The 19254-nt window shown below is 42.2% G+C and carries 18 protein-coding genes and 1 pseudogene; 3 read left to right on the forward strand and 16 right to left on the reverse strand.

Annotation, left to right across the window (positions count from 1 at the left end):
* Positions 1 to 35: 35 nt before the first annotated feature.
* Positions 36 to 692 carry a type 1 glutamine amidotransferase domain-containing protein gene (locus tag NSQ70_RS18115; protein WP_017358640.1) on the reverse strand — a complete coding sequence of 219 codons (657 nt, stop codon included), beginning with the start codon at positions 690 to 692 and terminating at the stop codon, positions 36 to 38.
* A gap of 224 nt (positions 693 to 916) precedes the next feature.
* On the opposite strand from NSQ70_RS18115, the pseudogene NSQ70_RS18120 reads away from it, so the two are divergent.
* Positions 917 to 1111, forward strand: a pseudogene (locus NSQ70_RS18120) (hypothetical protein); the annotation flags it as partial.
* A gap of 143 nt (positions 1112 to 1254) precedes the next feature.
* Here the strand turns inward: NSQ70_RS18120 and NSQ70_RS18125 are convergent.
* From NSQ70_RS18125 to NSQ70_RS18175, 11 genes are all read right to left on the reverse strand, one after another.
* Positions 1255 to 1626 (reverse strand): DUF1304 domain-containing protein, encoded by a 372-nt coding sequence (locus NSQ70_RS18125; protein ID WP_007498006.1) that lies wholly within the window; start codon positions 1624 to 1626, stop codon positions 1255 to 1257.
* Complete coding sequence (locus NSQ70_RS18130; protein WP_008345710.1) at positions 1623 to 1886, reverse strand: ORF6C domain-containing protein; 264 nt, start codon at positions 1884 to 1886, stop codon at positions 1623 to 1625. The genes NSQ70_RS18125 and NSQ70_RS18130 overlap by 4 nt, the downstream gene beginning before the upstream one ends.
* Positions 1887 to 2093: 207 nt before the next feature.
* Entirely contained in the window at positions 2094 to 4475 is a 2382-nt protein-coding gene (locus NSQ70_RS18135) for an immune inhibitor A domain-containing protein (RefSeq protein WP_335350492.1), read from the reverse strand.
* 189 nt (positions 4476 to 4664) lie between these two features.
* Positions 4665 to 4958 (reverse strand): putative quinol monooxygenase, encoded by a 294-nt coding sequence (locus tag NSQ70_RS18140; protein ID WP_008345714.1) that lies wholly within the window; start codon positions 4956 to 4958, stop codon positions 4665 to 4667.
* Positions 4959 to 4983: 25 nt separating this feature from the next.
* Positions 4984 to 5622, reverse strand: coding sequence for a nitroreductase family protein (locus tag NSQ70_RS18145; RefSeq protein WP_335350491.1), 639 nt, complete (start codon positions 5620 to 5622; stop codon positions 4984 to 4986).
* Between the two features lie 13 nt (positions 5623 to 5635).
* Positions 5636 to 6079 carry a MarR family transcriptional regulator gene (locus NSQ70_RS18150; RefSeq protein WP_045033720.1) on the reverse strand — a complete coding sequence of 148 codons (444 nt, stop codon included), beginning with the start codon at positions 6077 to 6079 and terminating at the stop codon, positions 5636 to 5638.
* Positions 6080 to 6430: 351 nt separating this feature from the next.
* A complete protein-coding gene (locus NSQ70_RS18155; RefSeq protein ID WP_039164991.1) occupies positions 6431 to 7732 on the reverse strand; it encodes a pyrimidine-nucleoside phosphorylase in 1302 nt (433 codons plus the stop codon).
* 24 nt (positions 7733 to 7756) lie between these two features.
* Positions 7757 to 8938, reverse strand: coding sequence for a NupC/NupG family nucleoside CNT transporter (locus tag NSQ70_RS18160; RefSeq protein WP_017358632.1), 1182 nt, complete (start codon positions 8936 to 8938; stop codon positions 7757 to 7759).
* Positions 8939 to 9105: 167 nt separating this feature from the next.
* Complete coding sequence (gene deoC, locus NSQ70_RS18165; RefSeq protein WP_007498018.1) at positions 9106 to 9777, reverse strand: deoxyribose-phosphate aldolase; 672 nt, start codon at positions 9775 to 9777, stop codon at positions 9106 to 9108.
* An 84-nt stretch (positions 9778 to 9861) separates the two neighbouring features.
* The gene (locus NSQ70_RS18170) at positions 9862 to 10806 is read right to left on the reverse strand and encodes a sugar-binding transcriptional regulator (RefSeq protein ID WP_047947036.1); all 945 of its coding nucleotides are present in this window, start codon (positions 10804 to 10806) and stop codon (positions 9862 to 9864) included.
* Between the two features lie 60 nt (positions 10807 to 10866).
* The gene (locus NSQ70_RS18175; RefSeq protein WP_342502334.1) at positions 10867 to 11742 is read right to left on the reverse strand and encodes an aldose 1-epimerase family protein; all 876 of its coding nucleotides are present in this window, start codon (positions 11740 to 11742) and stop codon (positions 10867 to 10869) included.
* Positions 11743 to 11981: 239 nt separating this feature from the next.
* On the opposite strand from NSQ70_RS18175, the gene NSQ70_RS18180 reads away from it, so the two are divergent.
* A complete protein-coding gene (locus NSQ70_RS18180; RefSeq protein WP_342502335.1) occupies positions 11982 to 13805 on the forward strand; it encodes an acyltransferase family protein in 1824 nt (607 codons plus the stop codon).
* Positions 13806 to 13900: 95 nt separating this feature from the next.
* Here NSQ70_RS18180 and NSQ70_RS18185 read toward each other — a convergent pair whose 3' ends face one another.
* The 3 genes from NSQ70_RS18185 to NSQ70_RS18195 all read right to left on the reverse strand — a co-directional run bounded on the left by NSQ70_RS18185 (position 13901) and on the right by NSQ70_RS18195 (position 17193).
* Complete coding sequence (locus NSQ70_RS18185; protein WP_342502336.1) at positions 13901 to 15172, reverse strand: MFS transporter; 1272 nt, start codon at positions 15170 to 15172, stop codon at positions 13901 to 13903.
* 219 nt (positions 15173 to 15391) lie between these two features.
* Positions 15392 to 16489 (reverse strand): saccharopine dehydrogenase NADP-binding domain-containing protein, encoded by a 1098-nt coding sequence (locus NSQ70_RS18190; RefSeq protein ID WP_178929719.1) that lies wholly within the window; start codon positions 16487 to 16489, stop codon positions 15392 to 15394.
* Positions 16486 to 17193 carry a class I SAM-dependent methyltransferase gene (locus NSQ70_RS18195; protein WP_327862297.1) on the reverse strand — a complete coding sequence of 236 codons (708 nt, stop codon included), beginning with the start codon at positions 17191 to 17193 and terminating at the stop codon, positions 16486 to 16488. Before NSQ70_RS18195 ends, NSQ70_RS18190 begins: the two co-directional genes overlap by 4 nt.
* A 125-nt stretch (positions 17194 to 17318) precedes the next feature.
* Here NSQ70_RS18195 and NSQ70_RS18200 point away from each other — a divergent pair, with 125 nt between their 5' ends.
* Positions 17319 to 18326, forward strand: a complete 1008-nt coding sequence (locus NSQ70_RS18200; RefSeq protein ID WP_024719209.1) for a LuxR C-terminal-related transcriptional regulator — start codon at positions 17319 to 17321, stop codon at positions 18324 to 18326.
* 35 nt (positions 18327 to 18361) lie between these two features.
* On the opposite strand, the gene yidA is transcribed toward NSQ70_RS18200, so the two are convergent.
* Positions 18362 to 19174 (reverse strand): sugar-phosphatase, encoded by an 813-nt coding sequence (gene yidA / locus NSQ70_RS18205; RefSeq protein WP_008345739.1) that lies wholly within the window; start codon positions 19172 to 19174, stop codon positions 18362 to 18364.
* Positions 19175 to 19254: the final 80 nt, after the last annotated feature.

A 19254-nucleotide genomic window follows, 5' to 3' on the forward strand; every position in this document is an offset into this window, starting at 1 on the left:
CCAGCCGTATGCGTCACGACTGGTTTTTTGATGATTTATGCAATGGTTTTGACAAATAAACGTGCTGTTTCTGCACTTGATCCTGGATTTTGTCCAGTAATGATTTGTCCGTCTACAACGGCGAATGGCGCAAATGCATCGCCTTTTTCAAATGCTGCCCCTTGCTCGCGAAGTTTTGTTTCCAATAAAAATGGAACTTTAGATGTCAATTGAACAGCATCCTCTTCCTCATTTGTGAATCCTGTTATTTTCTTGCCGTCGATAAATGATTTTCCATCACGATCCTTCACATCAACAAAGGCAGAAACGCCATGGCAAACTGCCCCAACGGCTCCATTTTTGTCTGAAATCGCTAAGATCGCATCGGCAACCAATTGATTGGACGCAAAGTCGATCATTGGGCCATGTCCTCCAGCAAAGAAAATGCCATCATACTCAGCTGGGTTTACATCGGTCAGTGCCTTTGTGTCTTGAAGTAATTCATACACATCTTGATATTGTGCTGGAACTCCTTCAGGAATTGAATTTTTATCGATCGGTACTGTTCCACCTTTTATTGAAACAATTTGCACGTTGAGTCCATTTTCTTTAAAAATATGAAATGGCTCGGCCAATTCTTCTAGCCATAAGCCTGTTGGGTGTCCGTTCATTTCTGAGCTGCTTGTGGATACTAATAAAACGTTCTTGCTCAACTTTATCATCCTTTCTATTTATCATGTGACTATTTTATATTTTGCACAATTAAATATCAAGCAATCAGACTTGGATACAACTCTTTATGTTATACCCGATTTTTTAAAAAATATAGCCTCACTTCAAATCTAATCATTCTGTCACATTCTATTGACAGGGAATTTCATGTAAAATTGTGATGAAATGATATAATATGAGAAACAATTGACAGACCTCTTGCGCTAGAGGGAATTTAAAAGGAGTGGAAAAAGAGATGAAAACCTATTCGATTGTGATGATTATCATCACGCTCTGTATCATATTGGCTGTCTTTTTAATGAATCTTACGGGCGTCATGTATGGAAAAATCATATTGGCTGTCGCTGTTGCCCTTTGTCTTACGTCCATTATTCGTTTGATGGGAATGCGTAAAAGATAAAAGCCGCCCTCTAGGGCGGCTTTACCGTGTAGACAAACCCTCGCATTCAGTGTCAGTCCTGCGCTTCGGTGCTCACCAATGTCAAATTCACTCCGATGCTCGTCCTTCCTAAACTGCAAAGGTTTTCTATCACGCTGATAGGATTATATAGCCAGGATAAGTGCAATTAATGCAAGAAAAGCTGGTAACCCTTGTTTGATGATAATCGATTTATTAGACGTCACACCGCCAAATACTGCTGCGATGAATACACAAAGAACGAAAAATAGCTGAATCATATATCCTACGGTATTCGAACCAAGAATGAGCCCCCAAATGAGTCCAGCAGCTAGAAAGCCATTGTATAGCCCTTGATTAGCAAACATCACTTTCACATTTGGATCCTTTTGTAAGTGTTCAGGCAGATTGAAAGATCTTTTCGCCATTTTTGATTCCATAAAAAACATTTCTAGTAACATGATGACAATGTGCTCTAAAGCGACAATTCCTACTAAAATCATTGCTAAAATATTCAATTTAGTGAATTCCTTTCTGATAGACGGTCTCGTATTTGTATTTTGTCCGTGTATAAATCAAAGTCTTGGATTAGCTCTAACGCCTCATGAAAACGACTTTGTGGAATGTCTTTCATTTTTCTTACACCAAATTCCTTTTTAATAAAAGCCATGATGGTATTAATATGAAGCTTACCGTGGCCATCATACTCTAAATGGCTGCAAAAAGTCTGCATCGTCCCTCGAATCACCTTTAATTGCTTGGCAGTGACACAACTCATTGGTAACGCTCATCCTTTCTTGGTTTTTTAACAACTAAAAAGAACATTGAATGAAAGAAAAACCTTCCAATCTCTATTATATAATGGTTTCATTCGGATATCAAAATAAAAAAGAACAAACATTCGATCGAAGACGAGTCATACGCTAAAAATCCATGTCTTAACGTATCAAAAAGCCGGATTCATGGATAGAATCCGGCTTTTTGTTTAGTTGCTTTTAGAAATTAATACCTTTCCAACAGAACGGTCCTTACTTTGTCCGACGACTTTAAAGGATAGGCCGTATGTTGGCACATCACGTCCTGCATCCGGGTTATTTGGATTCACATAGTTCTTTTTATCACTAAATGTACGCGTTGGGCGGATATAGCGATCCTCTAAGGTTAAGCCTGTTGTCGCTGTATAATCAATATTCAGCTTGGTGCTTGGATTCAAAGAGAATGCTGCATCATGTACTTGGAAACCTGTCGCTGCAATAGAGCCGTCACTCCATTTCAACACTTGTTGATCTGCATCTACGACTCCAAGGAAGCCGTTCCCTGGATGTTTTCCAACCCAGTTATCACTGTACGATTGATCGACGTACCACACGACCAAACCGTTATTATAGCTCATCAGACTTGCTCCTCGTTTGATATGCTTTAAGCCTTTATCGACATCAGCATAAGAGCGCCATTCTAGTAAATAATACTGAGCGGCATATTGTTTTCCATTAGATTGAGAGAATCCGTTAAAAGTGAACGTGGACGTTCCCTCGGCATCATCTGACCACACTTTTGATCCATCTGCTGTAATCTTTAGATCATCTACAAATAAACCTGGCAGTGAATATCCTGCATCGGTTGTATAGCGGAATTGCAGATCGATCTTCTTCCCTGCATAAGCAGAAAGGTCAAAGGATGCATCTACCCATCCATCTGATTTCCCATCGATGCCATTGCCTTCATTCGCTCCTGCCTCATTTCGATCATTCGTAATATTACCAGCAATGGTTGTCCATTTGTCTGTCCCAGTTTCACGAACTTCTACATACGCATAGTCATAATCTTCTTCGATATCGTACCATGCTTTAAACGTAAGCTCGGCTTTGCTTCCCTTCGACAAATCAATCCCTGATGTCGTCATGGTAGCATTCAAATTGTCACCTGTTCCGCTGAAGTATGAATATTGCCCTTGTGCAGGCTGAGTGACCACAATCTCTTTATCTGGCAAATCGACTCGAACCGCATCATGGTTGGTTCCTTTTGTTGCTGCTTCATCGATTAAAACTGTTTTGCTTTTTGTTAATGTCTTACCATCAATGGTTTTTCCAGAAAGCCAGTTGCCGCCATGCAGGTTTTGAAGCATTTCTTTTGCATATGGACTAAAACCTGTTGGTTCCGTACCAGGTACTTTACCTGCCCAGCTTCCGCTTGACATGATAGACCAATAAGAAACGGGCTCTCCTCTGCCTGTGTATTGTGTATCGTATTCATCAGGCAGACCAAGATCATGTCCAAATTCATGTGTGAACACGCCTGCTGCGCCATCTTCAGGCTCAATCGTATAATCTAGAGCGCCTAACTTTCCGCCTTGACCCACTTCTGATTCAGTGTTTGGAATCTCAAATACATCACCAAGTGACCAGCGATGCGACCAAATCGCGTCAGAGCCAAGCTGTCCGCCGCCAGCTTCTTCACCTACGCCAGCGTGTACAACCATGAGGTGGTCAATGATACCGTCCGGCTCATTATAAACACCGTCTCCATCCATATCATAGCGGTCCCATTGATCATATTCACCAAGGTCAATGTTTGGATCCTTTGCCGCTGCTTCGAGGGCTTCTTTCACCAATTCGCGCGGTCTGCCGTCACTGCCTGATTCGTCTGGTACGTTCCCGCCATAATATGCTGCTTCATGCTTGGCTGTATACCATCCAGCTACTGTTCCACTAATCGTGTAGCTTCCACCGGACTGCTTTTCATAATACTGCTTCATAGATACTTTTCTTTTACCATCTGGACCGATGTAGCCATTTTTTCCGAAAAGCATATCTTGGTAATGCTGCTGATCGTACTTGTCATAGTACATATCAGTCTCTTCTTTTTTAATACTATTATGCTTATAATCTTTAAAATCTACTAATAAGACCAAAACTTTATCATTACGGACGTCGCCTTTATATTTTTCCTTTTGCACCGGCTTTACTTGATTGCCTTCTTTTCCTTTATGCTTCTTTAACTTTTTCTTTTTGGCTAGTTTATTATGTACATTTTGTTTGTATTCTTTTAGGAATTCAGGTTCTTCTGTTAAGGTACTTGCGCTTTGTTTCATCGCTGCTTCTTCTTTTTTCTTTAGGTAGTTCTTTAATGCTTTTTGGGTTTCTGCCTCATTGGCATTCTTTTTGATCTTTCCTTGTTTTTTCAAGGCTTTGATGAGGCGGTCTTCATTGACAACACTTGCGTCGAATGGAATACCTGAATAATGACCACCATCTGAGGATGTTGACTTTTCTGAGGTGTGGGCAGATAGAGGGGTGCTGAAAGCTGTCAATGTGCCTAAACTGAGGACAGCTGTTAGTGCGATGCTCGTCCATTTCCCTTTTTTCATATTGGTTCCTCCCTAATTTGGTAATAAATAATATCTAATTCTAGCATATTCCAATATACTTAAGTCGAAAAACATTTTATTTTCAGAAACTTTGTGGAAAAAGCACAATACGAGATTGAAATAGGTGGAACGAATTGTCGAAAATAAAAGAACCCTAGGCTATAAATGCCTAGGGTGTTTGTTGTTTTTCTATGAAAGCTGCTCTCCTTGATATGCAACAACATCAAGTGGAGCGGCTAAAAATTCTTTTGCCTTTGCGACGAAAGCTTGGAAATGTGCACTTGCATTATGGCTTTGAACCGCTGCTTCATCTTTCCACACTTCGACCATTAAAAAGGTGTTTTCTTTCTCTGTATCCTTGAAAAGCTTGTAGGACACATTGCCTGCTTCTTCCTGTGAAGCTTTCATTAAACCGTTGATTTCTTCTAGAAATACGTTTTCTTTCTCTGGATGAATGGTCATCCCTGCATGAATAATAATCATATGATCGTCTCCCTTTTTTTAAAAATTATTTCCACTCTGTGATGCGATCGATCGGTAAACGGTAAGAAGCATAACCTTCGTCAGCCGCTTTCCCAATGGATAGAAGCATAACTGGTACATAGCGCTCTTTATCCCAGCCGAATGTTTCAGCGATGACTTCTTTGTCATATCCGCCAATTGGGTTTGTATCATAGCCATGCGCACGAGCAGCAAGCATCAGCTGCATTGACACAAGTCCACCGTCAATTAAGATCGTTTCACGATTCACTTGCTCTGGAAGAACTTCAAAATGTGCAGTTAATGCAGCAATTTGTCTTTCTTTTACTTCCTGCGGCATGTAGCCATTTTCTACTGCTTTTGAATAAATTTCTTCTAAGTATTCATTGTTTTTCATATCTGCAAACACAGCGATGACAGCTGATGATGTAGCTACTTGTGTTTGGTTGAATTTTGCGAGTGGTGCAAGCTTTTCTTTTCCTTCTGGGCTGTCAATGACCATGAAGCGCCAAGGCTGTGCATTCACTGATGATGGTGCTGTTGTTGCCTCTTCTAAAATCTCCGTCATTTCTTCTTTGCTAATTTTCACTGCTGGATCATAGTTACGAATGGAGCGGCGCCCTTTCATAATATCCATAAAATCGTTTGTTTTTAATGTTGTAGCCATGTGTAACACTCCTTTAGGTTGTTTGAATCTTCTCGATGTTTTGTTGTATACGGATGAGCACATCAGTGAGAAGCTTTCGTTCTTCATCACTTACGTTTTCAAGCATTTCTGAGATAAATCGTTCTTTTTCTTTTTTAGAAGCTTCGATTCTTGTTCTGCCTTCATCTGTCAGACGAACAAGCGTGACGCGATTATCTTCCGGCTTTCTTCTGCGCGTGACCATTCCTTTTGTTTCTAACTGTTTTAAGTGACGCGTCACAGCCGCACTATCAATATTTACTTTTTTCTGCAAATCGGATTGGCTGATTTCGTCGGCTTGGAATAACAGTGATAGCAACTCCAGTCTTGATTGGCTAATGCCCGTGCATGCTTCGAACTTCACACCCATCATACGGTTCACGCACTGCAAACGATATAATACCTCTGCTTCTTCAGAGCAAAATGCAGTCAATGCCATCCCCTCTTTTCTATTCAGATCAATTAGTTGATATATCAATCATTGACTCGTCAACTAATATACACCCATTGTTTCATGATTGCAAGAGGTTTGTTTCATAAAGTGAAATTTTTTATTTCAATAAAAAAACGAGCTGTACGCTCGTCTTAAGAACTTGGTGTCGATGTTGGTCCCACATAGTAGCTGATAAATCCAATGATCATCAAGACTACAAAAATAAAGAGAATGAGTTTGAGCATTCTCATGGTTTATCCCCTCCCACTCATCTAACTTATCATATCTAGAAGAAGCGCTACCTAAAATTTACATAAAAAAAGACAAAAGCGATTCATCACTTTTGTCTTTTTCTCTTTATTCTGTAATCACTGTATGAATCAAAGTCGGAGCATCAGCATGGTCAGCGATGCGGATGTTGTCATAAATTTTCTCCATGACATTCGCAACATCTTCACGATTTGCATGCAGCGTCACGAGAGATTCACCTTTTTCTACACGATCGCCTACTTTTTTGTTGAGCATGATGCCAACAGATAGATCGATATCGTCTTCTTTTGTTGCACGTCCTGCTCCAAGAATCATCGCTGCAACACCGATTTCGTCTGCGACGATTTCAGCGATCACACCTGATTCTTTTGCCGGCACTTCGATTTGATAAGGTGCTTGTGGCAATTTTTCCGGTTGATCTACAATCGAGCCGTCTCCACCTTGGTTTTCTAAAAATTCCTTGAATTTCTCAAGTGCTTTGCCGTTTTTCATGACTTCAATTAGCTTTTCTCTTGCTTCATCAAGTGTCTCTGCTTTTTTCGCAAGAACGACCATTTGACTTCCTAATGTGAGCACAAGCTCGTTTAAGTCTTCAGGGCCTTCGCCTTTAAGCGTGTCAATCGCCTCTTTCACTTCAAGGGAATTTCCAATCGCTAATCCTAGCGGCTGAGACATGTCTGAGATGACAGCCATCGTTTGTCTGCCAACATTATTTCCGATACGAACCATTGCTTTTGCAAGCTTCTCAGAGTCTTCAGGTGTTTTCATGAAAGCACCTGCACCTGTTTTCACATCTAATACGATTGCATCTGCGCCAGCAGCGATTTTCTTACTCATAATCGAGCTTGCAATGAGCGGGATTGAGTTAACAGTTCCTGTTACATCACGAAGGGCATACAGTTTTTTATCAGCAGGTGTCAGATTGCCTGATTGTCCAATGACCGCTACTTTATGACGGTTCACCAGCTCGATGAACTCGTCTTTTGTAATTTCAACGTGGAAGCCTTTGACTGCCTCTAACTTGTCGACTGTTCCACCCGTATGTCCAAGACCACGCCCAGACATTTTTGCAACAGGTACATCAAGTGCTGCAACAAGAGGAGCGAGTACAAGCGTTGTTGTATCGCCTACACCGCCTGTTGAATGCTTGTCTACTTTAATGCCGTCGATAGCAGACAAGTCAATTGTGTCCCCTGAGTTTGCCATAGCGAGTGTTAAATCTGCACGTTCTTGATCCGTCATATCTTGGAAGAAAATCGCCATCGCCAAGGCACTTGCTTGGTAGTCAGGAATTGTTCCGTCCGTATAACCTTTGACAAAGAAAGAAATTTCCTCTGAAGATAGTTCTTTTCCGTCACGTTTTTTCGCAATGATATCTACCATTCTCATTGTTTTCACCATTCCTTTTTTAGTTTAGTAAATCAAACCGACAACGCCTGCTGTTAAGAAGCTGACGAGTGTTGCACCGAATAACAGCTTTAATCCAAAGCGTGCGACAACGTTTCCTTGTTTTTCATTTAAGCCTTTCACTGCTCCAGCAATGATACCGATAGACGAGAAGTTCGCAAATGACACAAGGAATACAGAAATGATCGCTTCTGTACGAGCAGTGAAATGAAGACCGTCGCCAGATAGAGCAAGCATCGCTACAAATTCGTTAGATACCATTTTGGTCGCCATAATACTTCCTGCTTGTACCGCTTCACTCCAAGGTACACCAACAAGGAAAGCAAATGGTGCAAACACATATCCAAGTACATCTTGGAAAGAAACACCGATGGCAGCTGTGAAAATGCCATTAATCATCGCAATTAATGCAACGAATCCAATCAACATCGCAGCCACAACAATGGCTACTTTGAAACCATCCATAATGTATTCGCCGAGCATTTCGAAGAAAGATTGTCTTTCTTCTTCTACGACTTCAAGCATGTCTTCGTCTTTAGACACTTCATATGGATTGATGATAGACGCAATAATAAATCCACCAAATAGGTTCAGCACAAGTGCTGTAACAACGTACTCCGGTTTAATCATTTGCATATACGCACCGACAATGGACATTGATACAGTCGACATCGCAGATGCACACAATGTATAAAGACGCTGTTGAGGTAATAATCCAAGCTGCTTCTTAATGGAAATGAACACTTCGGATTGACCTAAAATCGCTGACGCTACGGCGTTGTAAGATTCTAGTTTCCCCATTCCATTGACTTTACTAAGCAAATACCCAATTCCGCGTACGATCAGCGGAAGGATACGCCAATGCTGCAGGATACCAATCAAGGCAGAAATGAAGACGATCGGCAGCAAGACATTGATAAAGAAAGTTGACGCATTATCATTCATTAAACCGCCAAATACGAAGTTGATCCCTTCACCAGCATAGCCTAGAAGCATTTGGAATCCTTTTGCAAAGCCCCCGACTAGGAAGTTCCCAACACCTGTATTGAGCAGAATATAACCTAAAATAAATTGCAGTACAATCATGACAATGACTGGACGGAATTTCACTCGCTTTTTCCCGTTACTTGCCAGCCATGCAATGGCGAGAATCACCAGCAAACCGATAATACCAATGACGTATTTCATGTTTTTCCTCCTTGAATGAATTCGTTTACATTAATGTGCTTGTATGGAACAAACCCTATTTCGCAAACAAATTGCGGAAGAAAATCCCAGAAATGAGACCCTTCCGCATATGACTTTTTCATCATCTAATGAGTCATGATTGTTATCCTACCATAGGATCGTATGAATTAATAGTCTTTAGAAGGAGCTGATTGATCCCCTTTAATAATGGAAACGCCTGCACTGGCACCAATACGGGTTGCGCCTGCAGCTGTCATCGCTTCTACGTCTTCTTTTGTTCTTACGCCGCCTGAGGCTTTGACACCGATGTCAGGTCCAACTGTTTTACGCATTAATGCGATGTCCTCAGCTGTTGCACCGCCTGTACTAAATCCAGTCGATGTTTTGACGAAATCAGCGCCAGCTTTTACAGAAAGTTCACAAGCTCGTACTTTCTCTTCATCCGTGAGTAAACAAGTTTCAATGATGACTTTCACTAAGGCTTTGCCTTTTGCTGCGTCTACAACGGCACGAATATCTTGTTCAACTGCATCATATTCGCCATCTTTCAATGCCGCAATATTGATGACCATGTCCACTTCAGTTGCACCGTTTTCAATGGCATCCTTTGTTTCAAATGCTTTCACTGCTGTTGTGTTTGCACCTAACGGGAAACCGATGACTGTACATACATCAACGCCTGTTCCTTCTAGTTCTTTCGCCGCAAGAGATACCCAAGTTGGGTTCACACAAACGGAAGCAAATTGATATGTCTTTGCTTCTTCTAGTAACTGCATGATCGCAGCTTTAGATGTATCTGGTTTTAGTGCTGTATGATCAATGAGCTTTGCTATTGTCATGATTCACACTTCCTTTTAAATATGATACTTTCATCTTAAATGACTATTGAACAATTGTAAATATAGTTATGAAATTTTGTTCATCTATTTTGTGACATTTAAAAGAGCTCTTGCTGTGTGCTGATCGATCACCAATACGTTCGCATATTTTCCTCTCAGCGCCCCATGGATAGAGGCAATCTTTCGATGTCCACCAGCCACAAGAATGGAGCGCTCTTTTGTTCTCAAATCATCCAGCTCCACACCGATTGTGCGATTGTTAATCGCTTCACTGCAAATGCGTCCTTCTTGATCATAAAAACGCGAACAGATATCTCCGACACTGGATGTCTTGAGCAGCGCCTTTTCTTCTTCACGGAAATAACCAAGCCTAAACAAAAGCGCCTCATCTCTTACCGTCCCAACAGTAAACACAGCGATATTTGCCTGTTTGCCCATTTCAATAATGCGCTGAATATGTCTGTCCTGTTCGACCATCTCTTTAACGGCGGCACTATCGAACACAACAGGCAGTGGCAAATAGCGTGGTGCCGTTTGAAAAGCTGATGCAAACAGCTGAATCGTTTCCGCAGAATATGTATTCACATGTGAATGGCTGATTCCACCTTTCAGCTGAACCACTTCTACCCCTTTTACCTGTTTAGGTTGCATCTTTTGAGCAATTTGATACATCGTGGTGCCCCAGCTCACTCCAACGATATCACCGTCTTTCACCGTATTCTGAAGATAATCTGCACCAAACCGGCTCAAGTAATCCGTAATCGTTGGATAATCGTCCTTTGGCGAAAATACCACATGAGCCTCGAGCAGATCATATTTTTCTTTCAGCAATAAGGACAGCTCATTTAAATCCTCAAATGGGTCCATCACTGTAATTTGGACGTACCCTTTTTCCTTCGCATACTGAAGCAGACGAGACACCGTTGGCCTCGACAGGTCAAGCTGCTTGGCGATTTCTTGCTGACTGTAATCAGATAAGTAATAGAGCCTTGCTGCTTCAATACTTAATTGCTGTTTCTCCCGATCCATTCGTACGCCTCCTTTTTTCCTCTATCATAACAAATTGTTCACTTCACCATGCACAAATGTTCATTTAAAGAAAATGGTGTAAGCTGCGTGAAAGGTCTCTTGCTTCTCTAAGGTTTGAATGCCGAATTTCTCCTTATACTGCCCGTTTGTCCCTTCCATATCAGCGATCCCATACCAAGGCTCAATACAAACAAAAGGAGCCATTGTTCCCTTTTCTTGATCATATGGAGACCAAATACCAACGAACGGAAAACCACTGAGATCGACCTCAACGCCGTGACCTGCTTGAGAAGTCAATGATACTTGATCAATATGACTAAAGATCATTGCATCGTTCTGAAAAAGTTCTGGGCGAAGTTGAATCGGCTCAAACTCAACACCTTTCTCCTTCTCTCTCACAAGTGAATCATGAAGTTCATATTGAACTGGATCATGTTCGGTGGAAGGTATCAATGTGAGCGAATAATCATCTGTCTGCTCGCCTTCAACAAGCGGGACATGAAATGCCGGATGTCCACCAATCGAGAAATACATCGTGCCATCTCCTTCATGAACAATTTCCCAGGAAATCGTTAGTCCATTTTCCGACAGTGCATAACTGATGCGCGCTGTAAATTCATACGGATATTGTGACGTGTGACGGCCATTTGATTGATATTGAAAAACCACCTGATCTTTTGCTTCTTCAAATAGTTCAAAATCAACATCACGCAAAAATCCATGCTGCGAGAGTTGATACGTTTGATCGTCTATCTTGTATTGATCATCCTTCAACCGTCCGACAATCGGAAATAAGACGGGCGACACCCTGCCCCAATAAGCAGGGTCACCAGACCACATATATTGACGTCCACTTTCTTTATGAAGCACCTCTCTCACCTCGGCACCTCTCTCATTGATTTGAACCAATAACAGATCATTTTCAATCGTTTTCATTCAACACATCCCCTTTCCTTCTTCTTTTATTATGACAGGGATTTTCGGTTTGAGTATAAAAATAAGAATCCCTCAAGCCTTAGAATGTTTCTTCATATAAAAAAATTTAAAAAAAGACAGAAATTCGCCAACAAAATGTAATGCTGATTCGTCTAATCTTATATAAAATAAAAGAATCGTTGTTCTTTTGGAGTGACAACAAAAAAGACGCGTTTGACATTGATGGGGGATTCTTTTTCATGAACAGCAAGGAAAACCGTTTACGTTACATATTAGGATTAGATGGGCTGAGAGCTGTTGCCGTATTGGCGGTCATTGCTTATCACTTACATATTGGACCTGCGAGCGGCGGGTTTCTTGGCGTTGATTTGTTTTTTGTGATTTCTGGTTACTTGATTACAACCATCTTGCTGCATAAGCAGGATTTGGGCTATCAAGAGCTTCTGCCTTTTTGGATGGGCCGCATCAGAAGGCTGCTTCCAGCTGCCTACGTCATGATTTTTTTAATCGTCAGCTGGTGCGCCATTGCTGGTTCAAATGCATTAATGTCCATTCGTGGCGATGCCTTATCGTCCTTTTTTTATGTGAGTAACTGGTGGTACATTTTTCATCAGCTCTCTTACTTTGACAGCTTCAATGCTGTATCTCCACTAAAAAATTTATGGTCTTTGGCGATTGAAGAGCAATTTTATCTCATTTGGCCGGTACTGTTGATTGCTGGACTGAAATGGGTGAAAAATAGATCCCATCTTCCTATGATCACCTTTGGTCTGGCACTTGTATCTGCTTTATGGATGGCCATTCTCTATTCACCGGATACTGACCCGAGCAGGATCTATTATGGAACAGACACACGTGCGTTTGCACTCCTCATCGGGTGCAGTCTTGCATTTGTCTGGCCCATGCACAGACTTTCCAGCAGAAAATTACTTCCTATCGGCAGACGTATGTTACAAATAGCCGGATTCGGTTCGATGGTCATTTTCCTCTTATGTGTTTATGCAGTCGACGAATTTGACGGCTTTCTCTACCAAGGCGGTATGCTTTTATTCTGTTTGAATGCAGCGATCTTAATTGCGTGTGTCTGCCATCCTGCCAGTCTTATTGGGAAATGGCTGTCTTTTCAACCACTCGTTTGGCTCGGAAAGCGGTCTTATGGCATCTACTTATGGCATTATCCAATTATCGTGCTGACCACACCGGTCATTGAGATTGGACAGCCTTCCATGGGACGTGTCACATTGCAGCTCATCGCAATTCTACTCATATCAGAGGCTTCCTATCGTTTGATCGAACAGCCGATTCGTAAACTCGGGTTTAGACACTATTTTGCCTCTTGGTCGATTTGGAAAACAGGAATCAAGCAATGGTCTATGTCCAATAAAGTGTTTCTTGGGATTGCCGCAGTCCTTTTGATTTTATTTACCATTGGCATGTCTAGCTCGTCTCATACATCCCCGCATGCGCAAGAAGTCACACAAATTAAGACAGCGCCCCAAAAGGCAGGCGGTCAGACAGAATCAAAAGTGAAGAAAAAGAAAGACAAACATGAGAAAAAAGCAGCGGATCCTAAACAATTTCACCAAGTTCTTGCCATTGGTGATTCCGTCATGTTAGACATTGCTTCAAATTTAGAAAAGGCCTATGAACCCATCACCATTGACGCAAGGGTCGGAAGGCAAATGAACGAAGCCATCCGCATCGCCCCTCAATATGCTTCTTTTAACAAGGCTGATGCCGCTGTTATTATTGAGCTTGGCACAAATGGTTATTTTACAGAGGGGACTTTGACCTCATTCATTCAACATTTCTCGAAGGCACATATTTTTCTTGTGAACACTCGCGTTCCAAGATCTTGGGAAAATGATGTGAATGCAGTCATTGAGCGTGTGGCCAATCAACACCACAATGTGAGCTTAGTCGATTGGCATTCAGCCGCTAACGGACAGCCATCCTATTTTCAGCCAGATGGTGTTCATCTTTCCACAAAAGGCTCTGACACATTGACTGAGCTCATTAAAGCCAGTATCAAGAAAAAAGGAGATGTGTCCTCGGCATCATAAGAAGACTAGCATCCTGTGAAGAGAGATTCAAAAAAGACATACTTTCCTATGATTGGAGGCATGTCTTTTTTGTGATGGATGAGCACGGAGCTGCATTATGTTTTACTTTTAAAAGACCAAACGATGACAGGGATGAGAATTAACGATAAAATTCCTCCGCTTAAAGATAATATAGCATAACTCGTATTCGCCATGACCATTCCTGAAAGGGCACCGCCAGAAGCACCTGCTAACGCAACAAAAACATCGAGTGTTCCTTGGGTTTTTGCCCGGTTTGATGGTTCTGTAGAATCCACTATTTGAGCAGTACCACTAATTAAACCAAAGTTCCATCCCAATCCAAGTAAAGACAAAGCAATGATTAATAGAACCATTGAATCACTTGGTGCGAATGCTGCTAATAAACCAGCAAGTAACAATGTGATGCCCGACGCTATGCTCATAGCTGTTCGTCCTAGTTTATCTACAAGTACACCCGTGATAGGTGAAGGAAGATACATGGCTCCTATATGAAAACCAATCACAATGCCCACTTCGGCTAATCCATGACCATGATGCTGCATATGCACCGGTGTCATGGTCATGAGTGCCACCATGACAATTTGAGTTAAGATCATCACTGTGGCACCTACTGTAAGCCCTTTTTTATCTGTTTTTTTATCAGCAGCATCTGGTTTATTTCCATGCCCATGTTCTGCTTTGTAAGTTGCTATTCTTCGGGCAATGTCTAATGGATCAGGACGCAGCAGAATAAAAAGAACAAGACCAGCTACAATAAATGCTGCTGATGATAAAATAAAAGGACCGGCAAGTGCTGGAACACCAATGGACACTGCAAATTTACCCATCACTTCAACTAAGTTCGGACCTGCTACTGCTCCAAATGTTGTCATGACCATTGTTGTACTAATTGCAGTTGCACGCTGTTTAGAATTTGCTAAGTCCGTCCCAGCATAACGCGCTTGTAAGTTCGTGGATGTTCCTGCTCCGTAAATGAAGAGCGATGCAAATAATAAAATGACACTATTCATCATAGCTGCCAGCACAACGCCAATTGCTCCGAGCCCTCCAACAACAAAACCTGTCGATAAACCGATGCGTCGTCCATAACGTTGTGAAAGCTTTCCTACAATGAAAGCTGACCCAGCTGACCCCAAAGTAAATAAAGCGATTGGGACTCCTGCATAGGCTTCAGTTCCAAGCATTTGTTGTGCTAAAATGGCACCTACCGTAATTCCTGCAGCTATTCCAGCCCCTCCAAATATTTGCGATAGACTGACAACAAACAATACTCGTTTATATAAATTTTTCAATTTTTGGGGTGAATCTATATAATTCTTCACTACATCTTTTTCTGTATCTAACACTTGTAAACACCCACTTGAGATTTATTTGCCCAATGTAACCATTATATCAGTTCCGACTACAATCCTTGATTTAAATCTCTTCCACCTCTCGGCCATTTCATGGAGAGCAAGCGGTTGTTTTCGGATCATAGACACCTTGTTTTGAAATGGATCATGAATAAAGCGCCCACATGACTGACCTGTACTTTTGAGCTGATGCGTATCTTTTGTCGTTTTCTTTTATGCCGTTAAAAGGCTGGCTCTCAATGCTAGTGCGTGCTTTTCCTTCGTTTTTTGATCCACCAACGCAAAATCACCATTCTCATACGCTAATGAAAATAATTCTTCGATATGAAAAACACCTGCCTGAAACTGCTTGCTCAATACATGCAGTGCCACAGCACTGGCGACTTGAGCCGTTGCTTGAGACTCATCGCGACCTTTTATTCCAAGCGCTGCTCGATGAATTTCGTTACCCTTCATTCCTACCGCTTCCACTTTCACTGCATATTGATCTGTACCCATTTGAGCAGATTGAATCAGTGAAATGGCACGTTCCTTGATTTTCGGCATCGTGAGAAGGGACGTCATTCCGAGTTTCCTTGTGAGAGCAAATGCACGTGTCGCTACGCCAGAATCAAAACAGAGCCTTGTTGTCACAGAAGGCACATGGAGCGTCGAAGGCAATGTTTGCTGGTCAGAGAAAGGGAACTGATAGGCTTGCCGCTTTCCAAGCGTTTTGCCAAAATCAATGCGTTTCCCTCCAGTAAAACTTTTGACTTTCTTTCGCTGATGATTCTTCGTCAGCTCATAATCCGTATGCACATGATCAAGCGTCCATTCAATAGCTGCTTTTCCATGCTGGTCACCTAGCCCAAGCATGATACTAATATCAATTTGCTCCACAGAGGTCAGAATAGATGCCGCCTTCGCTGCAAGCAAATTGGTGAGACCAGGTGCAAGGCCTACGCTCAGCACAGCCGTTGCGTTCAATTGCTGTTGATGGACCTTTGCTAGCTTCTCAATATAGGCTCCTTTTGCCGAAATATCGAGATAATCAATACCTGATCGTAAGCATGTTTCAGCAAATGACGTGTCATCTTGATCCAGACACATGATCACGAGTTTCGTTTCATCCATCCAGTCCGTATCCATTGGTTGTCTTACGTCTATCTGAAATGGACGTACACGCCCATTCGTTTGGCGTGCAAATTGTTCAGCCTTCTCATAACTTCGGCCAGCCGCAAAGACTTGCCCAGGATACACGTCACTTAATTGAAGACATATTTGCTGCCCCACATGTCCATAACCGCCTATCACCATCACTTTTGACCTCATTTTCCAACCGCCTTTCTATCGCCTCTTTTACAAACAATCCCTTTGATCATGCCCGCTTGAAAATAAGGTCTGATGTCTTGAAATCCTGCTTCGGTTAATTGTGCTGTCATCTTTTCTTCAGACACGGGATATGTTGTGACACCCAGCCTTTCTCGGAAGGACGTAAACACTTCCTTTCCCAAACCTTGACGCTTCATGAATAGAGAAAGCATATGAAGCTCCAGCTGAAATGTCGGCGTTTCTGGGTCTCCTTGAATAAATGCCAACACGAGAGGAGCACCTGGTTGAAGCCGGCGGGCGATCTCCTGTAAAAAGGTCAGCTGATCTTTTACAAAATGAATGACAAGCAAACTTACTGCTGCATCGTACAACTTTTCAACCGGCACTTTGTCTAAGGCCATCTCATACCATGTGACGCGATCTTGCATATGAAGCTGTGCCACTCTGCGCTTGGCCATCTCAAGCATGGTTGGAGATGGATCAACCCCTGTGATATGCCAGTCTTTATTTCTTTGAAGCATGTTGATGATCTCTTCGCCCCCACCTGCTCCGACTGTTAACATGCGAGAAGCCGCTCCCATTAATTCGATTTCTACTCTATCCACTGTCAGCTCATGCAAAAGATGATAGCCCGGTACTTTATGTGCAATTGTCGCTGCATAGGATTCAGCAACAGGATCATGCCAATGTTGATTTACACTCATATGTCTTCTCCTCCAGTTTCCGCTTTGCTTCGTTTCCTTTACACTAACGGTATGTTATCTTCATTGTAAGAAGATAGATGAGAAAAAACGATCCCTAAAAGTGGGGATATTGAGGAGGAGATCAAATGAACAATCCAGCCGCTCATTTTCAGCAGCTGAGAAAAAGCATTCGAGATGAACTTGCTGCTATCTGTGATTTTGATGCTGCCTGTATCACAACCATTGATCCAGCTACTCTCCTCTCGACGGGTTCTTTTACAGATGAACCGATTGAAGCCATACATAACGAGCTGTTTCAAAATGAATATTTAAAAAAAGATGTGCACCAGCATGAAGATCTTGCGAAAGGTCCTGTCCACGCTGCCAGTCTCGTCCAAAGCGGAGAATACCTCAATAGTGGTCGATACCAGCACATTTTGTTACCTAACGGATGGGCAGATGAATTGCGGGCAGCCCTTGTGATTCAAGGTGAATGCTGGGGAATTGCCAGCCTTTATCGAAAAAAGGAGAAGGAACCTTTTCATGAACAAGATATACAAGCGGTTAGTCGCCAAACACCAGCACTCGCAGCCAAGCTGAGAGATGAACTTTTTAAAAGAAGAGAAACGGAAGAAGATGAAACGGCGGAACACCAAGGCTTCCTCATTCTTTCACACGATTACCATCTTCTTTATGGAAATGAAACTGGACTTCATTGGCTCCACACCTTCCAAACCTTTGAGCAAATTCATGACGGTGCCATCATGCCCCGTCCGTTTAGAGCATTAGGTGCTAAGCTTTTATATGGCGGCGGTGACCAAACAGCGGTCAGCATCACCAGAATGCCGACAGGGCGTTTTCTCTCTCTTCAAGCATTTCGTTTAGCACAGGCAGCCGGGGAGGAAGAGGCTGTCATGATTCATATTAAGCGAGCTCAAACAAGTGAAATCCTTCCTTATATAGCGAAAACATATCGGCTAACAGAAAGAGAAATGAACGTCCTTGACTGTTTAATAAAAGGACAATCCACAAAAGAAATTGCCAGTACGTTATTTATCTCGCCTCATACGGTGCATGATCATGTAAAGGCGATGCTCGAAAAAACAAATTTGAACAGCAGACGTATGCTTGTTTACTTTTTCTCACACATATAAAAAAGCGGCTACCTCATTGGTAGACCGCTCTTTCTTTATTTTCCGATGACTCGCTCATGCAGGACATGTGCGACTCCTGCTTCGTTATTGGATTTTGTCACAACATCCGCAACTGCTTTGACATCTTCAATGGCATTTCCCATCGCAACGCCACAGCCCGCAAATTCTAGCATCGACACGTCGTTCCCATTGTCACCAATCGCCATCACTTCTTCACGAGAAATCCCCAGTTCATGCGCTAGAAGCTTCACGGCATTCCCTTTGCTCACATCAGGATGAAGAATTTCTAGGAAGAAATCTGTGCTTTTTACCATCATGTACTGATCCTTCACTTCAGATGGAATGGCTTGTATCGTCTTTTCCAAACGTTCCGGCTGATCTATATACATCATCTTCGGAAGTCTCATGGATGGGTCTGCCTCTTCGACAGGTAAATACTTAAGCGGTAATTTCGTTAAGTACGATTCAAGTACCGTGTATTCACTAATATCCCGATTTGGCGTGTATAGATGAGCTGAATCGAAATAATGCATAGGTGTATCCAGCTGACGGCTCAGTTCATATAAAGAAGTCAAATCATCATAGGATAAAGTTAATTCTGATACGACTTCATTTGTATGGCTGTTTTGTACAAGCGCTCCATTATAGGCGATGACATAATCCCCCTCTTGATCAAGCTGCAGCTCTTTTAAATAGCGGTGCACCCCGCCAATCGGCCGGCCTGTACATAAAACAATTTTAACGCCTTCTGCCTTCGCCTGTTGAATGGCTTCAAACACCTCATCCGGCACCATATGCTGATCATTTAATAACGTACCATCCATATCAATTGCGACTAATTTATACATTCACTGCTCCCCTTTTCTCAGCAAAACGTGCTGTCACTATTTTGAGTGATCATCTACATAATCACATGCTATTCATCATA

It is taken from the genome of Bacillus sp. FSL R5-0397 (assembly GCF_038593395.1).
Taxonomy (GTDB): Bacteria; Bacillota; Bacilli; order Bacillales; family Bacillaceae; genus Bacillus; species Bacillus altitudinis.

Bases quoted from the DNA above. Each gene is read 5' to 3' on its own strand.
- deoC (WP_007498018.1), bottom strand. From the start codon at position 9,777: ATGACAATAGCAAAGCTCATTGATCATACAGCACTAAAACCAGATACA.
- NSQ70_RS18135 (WP_335350492.1), bottom strand. From the start codon at position 4,475: ATGAAAAAAGGGAAATGGACGAGCATCGCACTAACAGCTGTCCTCAGT.
- NSQ70_RS18175 (WP_342502334.1), bottom strand. From the start codon at position 11,742: ATGAAAACGATTGAAAATGATCTGTTATTGGTTCAAATCAATGAGAGA.
- NSQ70_RS18140 (WP_008345714.1), bottom strand. From the start codon at position 4,958: ATGATTATTATTCATGCAGGGATGACCATTCATCCAGAGAAAGAAAAC.
- NSQ70_RS18145 (WP_335350491.1), bottom strand. From the start codon at position 5,622: ATGGCTACAACATTAAAAACAAACGATTTTATGGATATTATGAAAGGG.
- NSQ70_RS18170 (WP_047947036.1), bottom strand. From the start codon at position 10,806: ATGGATCGGGAGAAACAGCAATTAAGTATTGAAGCAGCAAGGCTCTAT.
- NSQ70_RS18180 (WP_342502335.1), top strand. From the start codon at position 11,982: ATGAACAGCAAGGAAAACCGTTTACGTTACATATTAGGATTAGATGGG.
- NSQ70_RS18190 (WP_178929719.1), bottom strand. From the start codon at position 16,489: ATGAGGTCAAAAGTGATGGTGATAGGCGGTTATGGACATGTGGGGCAG.
- yidA (WP_008345739.1), bottom strand. From the start codon at position 19,174: ATGTATAAATTAGTCGCAATTGATATGGATGGTACGTTATTAAATGAT.
- NSQ70_RS18150 (WP_045033720.1), bottom strand. From the start codon at position 6,079: ATGGCATTGACTGCATTTTGCTCTGAAGAAGCAGAGGTATTATATCGT.
- NSQ70_RS18130 (WP_008345710.1), bottom strand. From the start codon at position 1,886: ATGAGTTGTGTCACTGCCAAGCAATTAAAGGTGATTCGAGGGACGATG.
- NSQ70_RS18200 (WP_024719209.1), top strand. From the start codon at position 17,319: ATGAACAATCCAGCCGCTCATTTTCAGCAGCTGAGAAAAAGCATTCGA.
- NSQ70_RS18195 (WP_327862297.1), bottom strand. From the start codon at position 17,193: ATGAGTGTAAATCAACATTGGCATGATCCTGTTGCTGAATCCTATGCA.
- NSQ70_RS18160 (WP_017358632.1), bottom strand. From the start codon at position 8,938: ATGAAATACGTCATTGGTATTATCGGTTTGCTGGTGATTCTCGCCATT.
- NSQ70_RS18155 (WP_039164991.1), bottom strand. From the start codon at position 7,732: ATGAGAATGGTAGATATCATTGCGAAAAAACGTGACGGAAAAGAACTA.